Annotated in this window: 12 protein-coding genes and 1 pseudogene; 4 read left to right on the top strand and 9 right to left on the bottom strand. The window is 58.5% G+C overall.

Annotation, left to right across the window (positions count from 1 at the left end; translation table 11 throughout):
• Positions 1 to 2: 2 nt before the first annotated feature.
• From N8E89_RS10995 to N8E89_RS10975, 5 genes are all read right to left on the bottom strand, one after another.
• Positions 3 to 914 carry an ABC transporter permease subunit gene (locus N8E89_RS10995; protein ID WP_106664395.1) on the bottom strand — a complete coding sequence of 304 codons (912 nt, stop codon included), beginning with the start codon at positions 912 to 914 and terminating at the stop codon, positions 3 to 5.
• Positions 915 to 926: 12 nt separating this feature from the next.
• On the bottom strand, positions 927 to 2,072 hold the full coding sequence (locus tag N8E89_RS10990) for an ABC transporter ATP-binding protein (protein WP_106664396.1): 1,146 nt from the start codon (positions 2,070 to 2,072) through the stop codon (positions 927 to 929).
• A 71-nt stretch (positions 2,073 to 2,143) separates the two neighbouring features.
• Complete coding sequence (locus N8E89_RS10985; protein ID WP_106664397.1) at positions 2,144 to 3,235, bottom strand: polyamine ABC transporter substrate-binding protein; 1,092 nt, start codon at positions 3,233 to 3,235, stop codon at positions 2,144 to 2,146.
• A gap of 138 nt (positions 3,236 to 3,373) precedes the next feature.
• A complete protein-coding gene (locus tag N8E89_RS10980; RefSeq protein WP_106664398.1) occupies positions 3,374 to 4,318 on the bottom strand; it encodes a DMT family transporter in 945 nt (314 codons plus the stop codon).
• Positions 4,319 to 4,398: 80 nt separating this feature from the next.
• Positions 4,399 to 4,554 (bottom strand): hypothetical protein, encoded by a 156-nt coding sequence (locus N8E89_RS10975; protein ID WP_162707220.1) that lies wholly within the window; start codon positions 4,552 to 4,554, stop codon positions 4,399 to 4,401.
• 95 nt (positions 4,555 to 4,649) lie between these two features.
• On the opposite strand from N8E89_RS10975, the gene N8E89_RS10970 reads away from it, so the two are divergent.
• The gene (locus N8E89_RS10970; RefSeq protein WP_106664595.1) at positions 4,650 to 5,519 is read left to right on the top strand and encodes a LysR family transcriptional regulator; all 870 of its coding nucleotides are present in this window, start codon (positions 4,650 to 4,652) and stop codon (positions 5,517 to 5,519) included.
• 130 nt (positions 5,520 to 5,649) lie between these two features.
• Here N8E89_RS10970 and N8E89_RS10965 read toward each other — a convergent pair.
• Together N8E89_RS10965 and N8E89_RS10960 are read right to left on the bottom strand one after the other, a co-directional pair.
• Positions 5,650 to 6,042: pseudogene (locus N8E89_RS10965) on the bottom strand (cupin domain-containing protein); the annotation flags it as partial.
• Positions 6,032 to 6,808 (bottom strand): SDR family oxidoreductase, encoded by a 777-nt coding sequence (locus N8E89_RS10960; RefSeq protein WP_106664400.1) that lies wholly within the window; start codon positions 6,806 to 6,808, stop codon positions 6,032 to 6,034. The gene N8E89_RS10960 and the pseudogene N8E89_RS10965, both read right to left, overlap by 11 nt.
• A 240-nt stretch (positions 6,809 to 7,048) precedes the next feature.
• Here N8E89_RS10960 and N8E89_RS10955 point away from each other — a divergent pair, with 240 nt between their 5' ends.
• Positions 7,049 to 8,632, top strand: coding sequence for a winged helix-turn-helix domain-containing protein (locus tag N8E89_RS10955; RefSeq protein ID WP_106664401.1), 1,584 nt, complete (start codon positions 7,049 to 7,051; stop codon positions 8,630 to 8,632).
• A gap of 58 nt (positions 8,633 to 8,690) precedes the next feature.
• Here N8E89_RS10955 and N8E89_RS10950 read toward each other — a convergent pair whose 3' ends face one another.
• Entirely contained in the window at positions 8,691 to 10,133 is a 1,443-nt protein-coding gene (locus N8E89_RS10950; RefSeq protein WP_262259882.1) for a helix-turn-helix domain-containing protein, read from the bottom strand.
• A gap of 260 nt (positions 10,134 to 10,393) precedes the next feature.
• Between N8E89_RS10950 and aceA the strand changes: the two genes are divergently transcribed.
• Complete coding sequence (gene aceA / locus N8E89_RS10945) at positions 10,394 to 11,683, top strand: isocitrate lyase (RefSeq protein ID WP_106664403.1); 1,290 nt, start codon at positions 10,394 to 10,396, stop codon at positions 11,681 to 11,683.
• A gap of 97 nt (positions 11,684 to 11,780) precedes the next feature.
• Positions 11,781 to 12,014: an SMc00767 family acetate metabolism repressor gene (locus N8E89_RS10940; protein ID WP_027230260.1), complete on the top strand. Its 234-nt coding sequence runs from the start codon at positions 11,781 to 11,783 to the stop codon at positions 12,012 to 12,014.
• A 273-nt stretch (positions 12,015 to 12,287) separates the two neighbouring features.
• Here N8E89_RS10940 and N8E89_RS10935 read toward each other — a convergent pair whose 3' ends face one another.
• Positions 12,288 to 12,530 (bottom strand): hypothetical protein, encoded by a 243-nt coding sequence (locus N8E89_RS10935; protein WP_106664404.1) that lies wholly within the window; start codon positions 12,528 to 12,530, stop codon positions 12,288 to 12,290.
• Positions 12,531 to 12,918: the final 388 nt, after the last annotated feature.

Below are 12,918 nucleotides of genomic sequence, written 5' to 3'. Positions count from 1 at the left end.
TTTTATTTCTCGCTTTCCTGCGCCCGTGCTTCAGCCCGCTGGAACAGGACGATCGGGACGATCAGCAGCAGCAGCAAGACCACCGCGACCGCCGATGAAACAGGCCAGTCCCGATTAGAGAAAAACTCGCTCCACAGCGTCTTGCCGATCATCAGGGTCTGCGACCCGCCGAGAAGATCCGGAATGACGAATTCGCCGACAGCCGGAATGAACACCAGGAAACAGCCGGCGATAACGCCCGGCATCGACAGGCGAAAGGTTATTTTCCAGAAAGCGAGTATCGGCGGACAGCCTAGATCCTCGGCTGCCTCAACCAGCGAGTAGTCCATCTTCTCCAATGCCGAATAGATCGGCAGGATCAGGAATGGCAGATAGGAATAGACAATCCCGATAAAAATCGCGGTGTTGGTATTGAGGATGTTGAGCGGCGTGTCGATGACGTGCGCCCACATCAGGAACTGATTAAGCAGGCCTTCGGGCTTCAGGATACCGATCCAGGCATAGACGCGGATCAGGAAGCTGGTCCAGAACGGCAGGATGACCAGCATCAGCAGCGTTGGCCGTATCGTCGCCGGGGCACGCGCCATACCATAGGCGATGGGATAGCCGACGATGAGCGTCAAGACCGTCGAGACGGCGGCGATCAACAGGCTTGACAGGTAGGCCTTGTAATAAAGCGGATCCTCGACAAGCCAGATGTAATTGTCCCACGAGAACTGTCCGAAGCTGTCCTTCAGCCCCTGCCAGCCCGCCGACAGATCAAACGCCGGAGCATAGGGCGGGATCGACATCGCCACTTCCGACAAAGAAATTTTGAAGACGATGATGAAGGGAATGAGAAAGAAGATCAGGAGCCAAAAATAGGGGACCGCTATGACCAGCCGGCTTGCAACGGACGCTATGAATTTCTGCATGACATCGCCTCCTTACGACGTCAGCACGATACCGGCATCGGTATCGAAATTAACCCAGACCATATCGTCATAGCCGAGCGGGTCCTCGACCGTGCGCACCGCGTTCAGGCTCGCAGCCTTGATGATCCTGCCGCTCTCAAGCTTCACGTGGAAAACGGTCATATCGCCGAAATAGGCGATATCCCACATTTCGCCATGGGCGGAATTGATCGACGGGTCTGCTGGCTGCTTGCGGCTAATGCGGATTTTCTCGGGTCTGATGGCAAAGCCCACGGGCTGGCCGACGGCACAGCTTTTCAAAGCGTCCGTGCGGATCGTGAAGTTTTCCGGCTCGACGGCGATGTCGATTTTGCCGTTGGCCACCGCTGCGGCCGTACCTTCGAACATGTTCACATTGCCGATGAAGTCGGCGACAAATTTCGAGTTGGGAGCTTCGTAGACTTCGGCCGGCGTTGCCACCTGCATGACCTTGCCCTTGTCCATGACTGCGATCCGATCGGCCATGGTCATCGCCTCTTCCTGATCGTGGGTCACCACCACGAACGTCAGGCCGAGCTTCATCTGCAGGTCCATCAGTTCGAACTGGGTCTCCTCGCGCAGCTTCTTGTCCAGCGCGCCCAGCGGCTCGTCGAGCAGCAGGACCTTCGGCCGCTTGGCGACGGCGCGAGCAAGCGCCACACGCTGGCGCTGGCCGCCGGAGAGCTGATGCGGCTTGCGCTTGGCGAAGCGTTCCAGCTTGACGAGTTTGAGCATTTCGCCGACGCGCGCCTCGATGTCGCCCTTCTGCATGCCATCCTGCTTGAGTCCGAAGGCGATATTGCCTTCGACCGTCATGTGCGGGAACAGCGCATAGGACTGGAACATCATATTGACCGGACGCTTGTAGGGCGGGATGCCTCGCATATCCTGGCCATCGAGGAGGATGCGGCCAGCGGTCGGTTCCTCGAAGCCGGCAAGCATGCGCAGCAGCGTGGACTTGCCGCAACCTGAGGCACCCAGGAGCGCGAAGAACTCGCGATTGTATATATTCAGGGACAAGTCATCGACGGCTGTGAAATCGGCGAACTTCTTGGTGACGTTCTCGATGGCAATGAAGGGCTTTGCTTCGGGATCATTCCAAGGTGCGAATTTGCGGCGAAAACTTCCCAATGATTTCATGATTTGCCCCGGTATTTCCATTCACCATGTGAAAGACCCCGGCACTGGATGCCGGGGTCTTTTTCTTTGAGTTATTGGCCTGTGACCACTTTCGTCCACAGCCGTGTGACCACACGCTGCACCTTGGTATCATAGGGCGCCACGGTGAAAAGCTTGGCCAGCACCTCCGGTGTCGGATAGATCGCCGGGTCATCCAGGACGTCCTTGTTGATGAACTGCTGCGATGCCTTGTTGCCATTGGCGTAGAAGGTGAAATTGGAGGCCTTTGCAATGACTTCCGGCTTCATCATGTAGTTGATGAATTCATGCGCTTCGGCGACGTGCGGAGCATCGGCCGGAATGGCCATGACGTCGAACCACATCTGCGCACCCTGCGGAGGAATGGAATAATCCACCGTTACGCCAGCCTTGGCTTCCGCAGCGCGGTCGCGGGCCTGGAAAATATCACCCGAGTAGCCGAGGGCCAGACAGATGTCGCCATTGGCCAGGCCATTGATATATTCCGAAGAATGGAATTTACGCACATAGGGGCGGATGGTTTCCAGCAGCGCCCCGGCCTTGGCCAGTTCGTCAGGATCATGGCTGTCGGGATTAAGGCCGAGATAGGCGAGAGCGGAGGGCAGAACATCGGAAGCCGAATCGAGGATATGGATGCCGCAATCCTTGAACTTTGCCGCCAATTCCGGCTTGAACAGCACGTCCCACGTCGGTTTCTCGTCGGTTCCGAGGATAGCCTTCGCCTTGTCGACATTGTAGCCGAGACCTGTGGTGCCCCACATATAATCGACAGAGTACTCGTTGCCGGGGTCGTATTTCTGGATGCGCTCGCTGATCACGTCCCACATGTTGGAGAGGTTCGGCAACTTCGACTTGTCGAGTTTCTGGAACACGCCGGCAGCGATCTGGCGCTGCAGGAAGGATGCGGTTGGAACGACAACGTCGTAACCGGTGCCGCCGGCAAGAAGCTTGGTTTCAAGAATCTCGTTGGAGTCGAACGTGTCGTAGACGACCTTGATGCCCGTCTCCTTGGTGAAATCCGTCAGGATGGAATCATCGATATAATCCGACCAGTTATAGATATTGACAACACGCTCCTGTGCCCATGCCGAACTGGCGAGACCAAGTGTCAAAGTGGCCGTCAATAGAACAGATTTGATACCCATTTATTTCTCCGTGCTGCCGGCACGCCAACTTCTGGCAATGCCCCATGGTTCCCGTTGTTACCCCACCTTTTTAGATTGCGAAGGGTTCGTCAACTGGCTTGAAGCAACACCTTTGTCTAAATTTGCGCAAATGCGAAGTTACGACGAGAGGATGGGCTGAGTCTGACGTTGGCGGCGGTATTCCCAGCCGAGGTGCAAGAGCAGCGCGCACAGGATGATAGCGCCGCCGACGATGGTGCGGGGTGCTGGAACCTCGTTGTGCAGAAGCCAGACCCAGACCGGGCCGAGCACCGGTTCGAGCGTGCTGATCAGAGCGGCCAGTGCCGAAGGGATAAGGCGGGCGCCGCTGACGAAAAGCGCAAGGCCGAGGCCGAGATTGACTGCACCCAGCGCAAAAAGCAGACCGAAGTCGCGTGCGCTTGCGGAAAACCCTCCTGCCAGGAGCGATGCGACACAGGCCGCGATGAACACGCCGAGGAAAACCGCCGGCGTCATCCGCAGATGCGCCTTGCGGCGGGTAATGACAGTCGCCGACGCAAAGGAGACGGCGATCAACAGCGCCAGCATGTCGCCGATGGGCGAAACAGCGCCATCGAGTGAGTCCGATACCATGATGGCAACACCGGCAATGACGACGGCGATGGCGATCCAGGTCGCGGCGCTCACCCGCTCGCGGAACAGCACCCACGAGATCAGGGCCGCAAGCAGCGGCACCCCGGCCTGCAGCAGCAGCACATTGGCGACGGTCGTATAGGATAGCGCGATGATGAAGGAGGATGAGGCGGTGGCGAAGCAGATGGCGACACCGAGACCAGCCAGCCCCATGTGCTGGAAGAGCCGCAACGTTCCGCGCGGGCCATCCCGGACCAGCATGAAGCATAGCAAGAACAATGCGGCAAAGAATGACCGCCAGAAAACAACCGTCCAGTTGTCGCTGACCTCGAGGAAGCGGGTCAGGGCTCCGCCGGTGCTCCAGGCAATCGCTGCACCCGCCACCAGCAAGCAGCCGATCGCTGCTTCCGAAGAGCTTTTTGCAGGGTCAGGCCCGGTGACAGGGGGCAGTGGAACGGCGGAGACACTCATGCGCGCACAATGCCAAGCCTGCATGCAAGGTCAAGACCGGATCACGACCTGATATTGTCGATTTCGCGCCACGTTGACGCTCACCCGGCCATCGTGCGGATCATACGCTCGATCCAATTGAAAATCCTGTGGCTGCCGTTGCCGAAGCGAACGTAGAATTCATCTTCGGTCAGCGTGCGCGGATCGCGGCCCGCGACTTCCCGAAGGGCGAGTGTCCATAGCAAGCAAGGGTCCATGTTTATCTCCATTGAAAATCAACTTGCGGTGGATGCTTAAATTGATCAGAATTTTCGCGATTTCTACAACCGCAGCTGAAATGTGTTTTTCAAAAATGAAAAATGACAATTGGGACGATCTGAAGTTCTTTCTGCATGTTGCGCGTGAGGGCGGGTTGTCTGGCGCGTCGGAGAAAACCGGTATCAGTCCGGCGACAATCGGCCGGCGCGTGCTGGCGCTGGAACGGCAGATGGGGCGCAATCTCTTCGTGCGGCGGCAGACCGGCTATTCGCTGACCAAGGACGGCCAGTCATTGCTGTCGCATGTGGTCGCGATGAACGAGGCCGCCCAGTCGATCAATGCCTGGAACGAAGACGTCCATGAACTGCCGGCGGTGCGCATTTCAGCGGGCAGCTGGATGTCCCATTTCATGGCGGTCAATCTGGACCAGCTTTGGACGCCGGACGACCCGTTCCGGATATGCTTCAAGACAGCGGAAATCCGGCTCGATCTCGTGCATCGCGAGGCCGATATCGGCATTCGCAACCGTTTTCCCGAAAGCGACAATCTGGCGGCCAAACCGGTCGGAGACGTCGCCTACGCGCCCTATTGCGCCAGTCATTTCAACATGGTGCGCGATTGCAACTGGGTGGGCATCGGCGCAGACGATGCCGTGACCCCATCCGCACGCTGGCTGCTGGCGCAAAAGGATTTGTGGGTGACGATCTGGGCCAACACGCCGCGCATGCTGCACGACCTTTTGCGCAGCGGAGCCGGACGCGGTGTCCTGCCCTGCTTCGTCGGCGATGCCGACGCCGCCTTGCTGCGCGCCGGAGGTGAGATCAAGGATCTCTATCACCGGCAATGGCTTGTCATGCACAATGACGACCGGCATCGTCCGGAAATCCGCACGCTGGTCGAACGGCTGGCTCAACTGATCGAAAAGCAGCAACCGCTTTTTCGCGGGCAGAGACCGCGGGCGTGAGGTTGCTGAACAAGCGGCAAACGGTTTGGCGAGCACTTGACACAGAGGCAGCCGGAGGACCCTCTGCTCCCCCGGCAGTTCGTTTGCAATTTGCGATGCGCCTCACTCCTTGTCGTCGGTGGCGAGATCTCGTTTCAGTGGAATCGACTACAAAGACTGCCAAAAGCCGTGCGGGTCGCGTATCGCTATCATTGGCGCTAACGCCATGATGGTCGCCGGGTACTTCAGCGAAGCTCTCGCCGGCTCGATATACTTTCTCCGGGCCGTCATTGACTTTGCTCCGGATCGCGCCCTCGAGGACCGTCGCGTAGATGAACGCAGAGTCGGGGTGGGTGTGTGCCGGCGATGAGCCACCGCGTTCATATTCGACCAGCACACCTTTCATGCTTTTACCCGGGACGTTCGGAAGCGCGTGATCGAAGACCAACGTGATTTTGGACTTGTCGCTCGAAACGTCATGGGCGAATGCTCCAGTCAGGGAAAGCGCCGTCAGTGCAACTCCGCACAGCAATCTATTGAACATTGGATTTTTCCCTGGCTTGAGCTGCGGAATAGCTGAGCCAGTCCTCAAAACGGGTCGAGCCGATACGGGGATTGTCGCCCGGGTTAAGCGATTGATCATTCAACTCGGTGCCAAAATACCGGGCGTGGACATCGGCAACAACTGTCCGCGGGTCGTCCGTGGCATGCAAGTATCGACGCACAATTTCGTCGAGGGGCAGCCGTTCCGGACCTGCGATTTCGATAGTGCCGTTCGCCGGCACGCCAATTGCAATTTTGGCCATGGCGTTTGCAACGTCATCCGACGCGATAGGCTGGAGAAGGGCCGGTGAGAGGCTGACTGTCTGCCCGACGGTGGCCGCCTGGGCAATGCCGCTCATGAATTCAAAGAACTGTGTCGAACGGACGATCGTGTAGGGAATATTCGCGCTCTTGATCAGATTTTCCTGAGCCAGCTTCGCACGGAGGTAACCGCTCGCAGGAAGGCGGTCGGCGCCGACCACCGACAGCGCAACATGATGAGACACGCTGGCGGCGGCTTCCGCAGCAAGCAGGTTGCGACCGGACTTTTCGAAAAACTCCAGCACGGCCTTGTCCTCGAATGAGGGCGAATTCGCCACATCCACGACAACCTTCGCGCCCATGAGCGCTTCAACCAATCCCTCACCCGTGATGGTATTGACGCCCGAATTGGGTGACGCGGGCAAGACCTCATGCCCATGCTGGCGCAGGTTGTTGACCAGCTTCGTTCCAATGAGGCCAGTGCCTCCGATAACGACTATTTTCATGGCTAGATTTCCCTATGATACCGGCCGCATCAATTGCGATCGATTGCCATAGAGATTGCCCGCAAGATGACCGGGAGTCCTTGTGGGGACCTTGCATTGCAATTGACTTAACATTGTAAATTTGTCCAAGAGCCAAGCAGCGATCCGTTCGTGAGGCAGCGAGTGTGGTAGCAATAGCTCGCCACCGACCAGTCCAGCCCCCGGTTCCGTGCCCCGCAAATGGTCTTAAGGAGCGTCCCAGTGCAATTCGTGTTCGCGGACTACATTCTCAACACTGACAAACGGGAACTCACCAAGGGATCCGAGGTGGTTGCTATCGGCCCGAAAGTATTCGACCTGCTGGTTCACCTGGTTGAGAATCGCGAGCGGGTCGTCAACAAGGATAGTTTGCTGGACTCGATATGGGGTGGCCGGATCGTTTCTGAGTCAACCATAACCAGTCATATCAATGCGTTACGCAAGGCGCTCGGCGACAGCGGCGGGGAGCAGCGCTTGATCCGGACAGTCGCTCGCAAAGGCTTCCGGTTTATTGGCGACGTCCGGGAAGTGCCATCGCCGGATACATTCAATCCCCCGGAGACGGAGCCCGCCGAGACGGACGAGCCATCTGGATTTGGCCTGGCCCTGCCCGACAAACCCTCCATTGCCGTGTTGCCGTTCCAGAACTTGAGCGGCGATCCGGAGCAGGAATATTTCACTGAAGGCGTGGTCGAAGACATCATCGCCGCGCTGTCCCATATCCGCTGGCTGTTCGTCATCGCGCGCAATTCGAGCTTCACATATAAAGGCCGGGCGGTTGACGTGAAGCAGGTTGGCCGCGAGCTGGGGGTGCGGTACGTGCTTGAAGGCAGCGTGCGCAAGGCGGCAAACCGCGTGCGCATCACAGGGCAGCTCATCGATGCGACGACCGGCGGGCACCTCTGGGCGGACCGCTTCGAAGGCACTCTCGACGACATTTTCGAGCTTCAGGATCAGTTGGCCGCGAGTGTCGTTGGCGCGATCGCGCCCCAACTCGAGAGAGCGGAGATCGAACGCGCGAAACGAAAACCAACCGAAAGTCTCGACGCCTATGACTGCTATTTGCGTGGAATGGCGAAACTCCAAAAAGGGGCAAGGGAAGACGTCAACGACGCACTGCCGTTCTTCTATAAGGCCATGGAACTCGATCCGGATTTCGCGTCGGCCTACGCTATGGCGGCCTGGTGCTATTTCTGGCGCAAGGTCAACGGCTGGATGACGGACCGGCGGCAAGAACTGGCCGAAGGCACCCGATTGGCCCGCCGGGCCATCGAATTGGGCAGAGATGATGCGGTGGCCCTGACGCGAAGCGGGCATGCGCTTGGCCATCTCATGGGTGACCTCGATGGCGGCATCGCATTGATCGACCGGGCGCTGATGCTCAATCCCAACCTTGCGGCCGCATGGTTCCTGGGCGGCTTCCTCAGAACCTGGCGCGGGGAACCAGACGGAGCCATCGAGCACTTCACGCGCGCAATGCGCTTGAGCCCGCTGGACCCGGAGATGTATCGAATGCAGGCAGGAATGGCCATGGCGCATTTGTTTGCCGGCCGGTTCGACACAGCCTCGTCATGGGCGGAAAAATCGTCCAGGGATTTGCCGAACTTCCTGATGGTCATCGGCATTATCGCAGCAAGCCATGCCCTTGCCGGCCGTGCGGACAAAGCGCGGCAAGCAATGCAGCGCTTGCAGCAGCTCGATCCGGCGCTGCGCATATCCAACGTTACGGATTGGCTTCCGATACGCCGGCCGGAAGACCTCGCAATGTTCGTCGAGGGCTTGCGAAGAGGCGGGCTTCCGGAATGACAGCCGGATACAAGCACCTTGTCCAAATTCAGGGCACGCGCCGCGCTCTACGCCTTACTCATTGAAAATCAAACGCACTCAGCCCGGTCACCATCTCGTCCAGCCCCAGCGGGCGCGTCACCGGCGGTTCGGCGCGGGAGAGGCAGGCCGAGCGCTCGCACAGGCGGCAGGCGGGGCCGACCGGCGTCGAACCAACGAAACGCCCGAGCGGCGGTGCGCTGATGCTCCGGTTGCCGAGTGCGCTGCCATAGACCGTCTGGTCGGCATATTCGATGTCGCAGCCGAGAAGGATCGCCGTGCGGCGCGGGCGCTCGTTGAAAGCGCCCTGCGGTCCTTCCAGCGTGCGGGCGAGGGTCAGGAACTCGGCGCCGTCCGGCATCTCGACGGCCTCGACAAGGATCTGCCCAGGCTGGGCGAAGGCGGCGTGGACGGGAAGCTTCGGGCAATCGCCGCCAAAGCGCGATTGCGGATAGCCCTGCGCCCCTCCCCGGCGGAAACGGTTGCCGGCATGATCGACCTCGAGCATGAAAAACGGAATATCGTTCTTGCCCGTAAGGGTTGTCAGGCGGTTGGCCGCCTGTTCGAACGAAACGTGGAAGCGCGACCGGAGAACGTCAATATCGTAGCGTGCGCGGGTGGCAGCGGTCTGGAATGCCTGCCAAGGCATCATCAGCGCGTGCGCGGCATAACGCCCGAACTCAAAGCGGGCGATGCGCCTCGCCTCATCGGAAGAGAGTTTCAGGTCCTGGATTTCGGCGGCGATGACCACCTGCATGCGCATGAGCACTGCTTCCATCGCCACTTCACGCAGCTGGTCGAAGGGTGACAGGCGTTCGGAGATGAACAGGCGCTGCGAATGGCGGTCATAGCGGCGGCGCCAGTTCGGCATGGTCGCCACGGGAAGAATGCGCACAGATATGCCATGTTCGCTCTTCAGCCAGGCTTTGAGTGCTCCGAACAGATCGTCACCCGGCTTGATCAGGCTGGCGAAACTGTCGACCTCGCCTTCGATGCGCGCAAAGTGGTTGGCGCGGCGCTCCAGCACCTCACGCACCTCATTCAGCGGCAGGCGCGTGGCAGACAGGGAGGGTGCGCGGCCATCCCTGGCGAGGAGTTCCGACAGATCGGAAAGCCGCTCCTGCTGTTCCTTGTAGGCACGATAGAGCTTGATGAAGCCGGTGGTCGCGTTAGGGGCCGCATCGCTGATTTCGATGAGCTCCTGATCGCCCGGCAATTCGCCATTGAGCAGAGGATCGGAAAACATCTCTTTCAGTGCCGCCATGGAGGACCCGGTTTCCATCTGCAGCGTATCGAGCTCGATCTTGTAGGTGAAGGAGAGCTTAAGCAGCAGCTGGACGGTCAGCGGCCGCTGATTGCGTTCGATCAGGTTGAGATAGGACGGCGAAATGCCCAGCGCCTCAGCCATCGCCGTCTGGGTCAGACCGCGTTCGTTGCGAATGCGCCTGATGCGCGGTCCGGCGAAAATCTTGCCTTCGGCCATGGGACTCCTCTACCCTACGCGTTTCGGGGTATTCTTGACAAGATTTACACAAAATTCTCTCAGATCGCAATATTACAATCTTTACAAATTTACAATTCCACTTTGTCAATCACTAGACAGAATAACTCGATAAATTGGCATGAAACCGCGATATTTCTGGACCATATCGCGCCGCAATGTAAATTTAGTCATATCAACGCAGCCGCCAAACTCCCTATCAGGCAGGTTGCGGCGGGACAAAACTCTTTGTGGAGACGATAATGACTGATTTTTACAGCCTCGTACCAAATGCACCGGAGGGCCGCTATGATGGTATCGAACGCCCCTATACACCTGACGATGTCAAGCGCCTGCGAGGCTCGGTTCAGATCAAATATACTCTCGCTGAGAACGGTGCCAACCGGCTCTGGAAGCTCATCCACGAAGATGGTTTCGTCAATGCGCTGGGCGCTCTCTCGGGCAACCAGGCTATGCAGATGGTTCGCGCAGGCCTCAAGGCAATCTATCTTTCCGGATGGCAGGTCGCGGCGGACGCAAACACAGCTTCAGCCATGTATCCTGATCAATCGCTCTACCCGGCCAATGCCGCGCCGGAGCTGGCCAAGCGCATAAACAAGACGCTGCAGCGCGCCGACCAGATCGAGACGGCGGAGGGCAAGGGCCTTTCGGTCGACACCTGGTTCGCGCCGATCGTTGCCGATGCGGAAGCCGGCTTCGGCGGCCCCCTCAACGCCTTCGAGATCATGAAGGCTTTCATCGAGGCAGGCGCTGCCGGTGTCCACTATGAAGACCAGCTCGCTTCGGAAAAGAAGTGCGGCCATTTGGGCGGCAAGGTGCTGATCCCGACGGCAGCGCATATTCGCAACCTGAATGCTGCGCGGCTGGCCGCCGACGTCATGGGGACGCCGACACTGGTCATCGCCCGTACCGACGCGGAAGCCGCCAAGCTTCTGACCTCGGACATCGATGAACGGGACCAGCCCTTTGTCGATTACGATGCGGGCCGGACGACAGAAGGCTTTTATCAGGTCAAGAACGGCCTTGAGTCCTGCATTGCCCGGGCGATAGCCTATGCGCCGCATGCGGATCTCATCTGGTGCGAGACATCGAAGCCCGACCTCGAACAGGCCAGGCGTTTTGCAGAAGGCGTGCGCAGGGAGCACCCGGACAAGCTGCTCGCCTATAATTGCTCGCCTTCCTTCAACTGGAAGAAGCATCTGGACGAGGCGACGATCGCCAAATTCCAGCGCGAGCTGGGCGCGATGGGTTACAAGTTCCAGTTCATCACGCTGGCCGGGTTCCACCAGCTCAACTTCGGCATGTTCGAACTGGCTCGCGGCTACAAGGAACGCCAGATGTCGGCCTATTCGGAACTGCAGGAGGCGGAATTCGCCGCCGAGGTCAACGGCTACACCGCGACCAAGCACCAGCGCGAAGTCGGCACCGGCTATTTCGATGCGGTTTCGCTGGCAATCACCGGCGGCCAGTCTTCGACCACGGCGATGAAGGAATCGACCGAGACGGATCAGTTCCGCCCGGCTGCCGAGTAAGACCCAATACGGACAGGCGGCACGGCCCACATCTGCCGCCTTTCCATCCCGGACGATCAAGGGATCGTTCGCTGCAACGCCAGAAAAGGAGAAGATCATGGCACCGCAGACACGCGTCAAGGAACGGGCCGAGGAGCAATCATCGGCCATGAATGCAGACCAGCAGGCTGTCATTCGCATGGTCGCCAATGACCTGCATCGCCTCAACCAATCCGTCATGAAGGCGGTCGACGCCGGCGTGTCCGTTGAACTGGTCCGATCCGCCCGCCATCATGGCGGCGACGGCAACTGGGGCGATCTGCTGATCCCGGTGGTCGTTACAAGGCAGTAGATCTGCTTTCGCAATTCCGGACGGAGAACCGGTTACCGCTTTTCCCGGGAAGAAGCTGCCGTGGCCTTCTCTGGTTTCGGTCTGGAACCAGCACGGCACGCAGAACCGCTCGCAAGCAATTGCGGGCGGTTTTGCTTTTGGTGATTGAAGTCACTGCGTGGTCCGGTGAGCCTTTCGAACCACGCAGTGCTAACCGGAGCGACCGACCCCACGCCCGTCTGCTCCGATACGTCGTCCCTCCCAAATAACCGCTGTATCGCGTCTTCCCACAAGCTATTGCAGGAACAGCTCTTTTACAGCTTGCACCGATACAGTTTTTTCAATTTGCTGGTCCGCAGCATAGGCAAGCACCAATCCAACGATTGCTCGCGTCGTCTCCTCCGACTGCCATCCGGCTTCGGCCGCCTCGGCGGACAGGCAATCCATGACCCATGTGAATCTTTGACTCAGCGCGATCTGACAATCATAGGCCCGGCGAGGATAATCAGTCGGACGCAGCGGTTTTGCAATATTCATGCCTCCTCCAATCCGCTAGACAACGAACCACTTGAGAATGGCAATTAACGCGACCTGCGTTTGCGTTAGTGGGACTTTAAAAGCCTCAGTTGCATTCGCTCACGCCTCTTGGCCTTCCGCAAGGCTGGCCTTTCGAGCCCCTTTGTCACGGTTAGAGCTTTGAGAAAGAAACCCATCAAATACCTTTCAGTATCGTGGCGTATTCTGACGATATGGCTTCGATCGTGATACGGCCGAACTCCGTAGCTCGCAAAATAGCAAACGTTCTGCACCTAAATCCTTCTCCCAAAAGAAAGAAATATAAAAACCACATATTTTTCAGTTATATTACAAGATTTCGAGTTTATGCTCAATTTTGTGTACGTCAATAGACAATAGTCATTACAAA

Source organism: Phyllobacterium sp. A18/5-2, from assembly GCF_025452215.1.
GTDB classification, from domain to species: Bacteria; Pseudomonadota; Alphaproteobacteria; order Rhizobiales; family Rhizobiaceae; genus Phyllobacterium; species Phyllobacterium sophorae.
This window is presented reverse-complemented; position numbering and strand designations above follow the sequence as displayed.

Coding starts and splice junctions, on each gene's coding strand:
- N8E89_RS10995 (WP_106664395.1), bottom strand. CDS start 914: ATGCAGAAATTCATAGCGTCCGTTGCAAGCCGGCTGGTCATAGCGGTC.
- N8E89_RS10990 (WP_106664396.1), bottom strand. CDS start 2,072: ATGAAATCATTGGGAAGTTTTCGCCGCAAATTCGCACCTTGGAATGAT.
- N8E89_RS10985 (WP_106664397.1), bottom strand. CDS start 3,235: ATGGGTATCAAATCTGTTCTATTGACGGCCACTTTGACACTTGGTCTC.
- N8E89_RS10980 (WP_106664398.1), bottom strand. CDS start 4,318: ATGAGTGTCTCCGCCGTTCCACTGCCCCCTGTCACCGGGCCTGACCCT.
- N8E89_RS10975 (WP_162707220.1), bottom strand. CDS start 4,554: ATGGACCCTTGCTTGCTATGGACACTCGCCCTTCGGGAAGTCGCGGGC.
- N8E89_RS10970 (WP_106664595.1), top strand. CDS start 4,650: ATGAAAAATGACAATTGGGACGATCTGAAGTTCTTTCTGCATGTTGCG.
- N8E89_RS10960 (WP_106664400.1), bottom strand. CDS start 6,808: ATGAAAATAGTCGTTATCGGAGGCACTGGCCTCATTGGAACGAAGCTG.
- N8E89_RS10950 (WP_262259882.1), bottom strand. CDS start 10,133: ATGGCCGAAGGCAAGATTTTCGCCGGACCGCGCATCAGGCGCATTCGC.
- aceA (WP_106664403.1), top strand. CDS start 10,394: ATGACTGATTTTTACAGCCTCGTACCAAATGCACCGGAGGGCCGCTAT.
- N8E89_RS10940 (WP_027230260.1), top strand. CDS start 11,781: ATGGCACCGCAGACACGCGTCAAGGAACGGGCCGAGGAGCAATCATCG.
- N8E89_RS10935 (WP_106664404.1), bottom strand. CDS start 12,530: ATGAATATTGCAAAACCGCTGCGTCCGACTGATTATCCTCGCCGGGCC.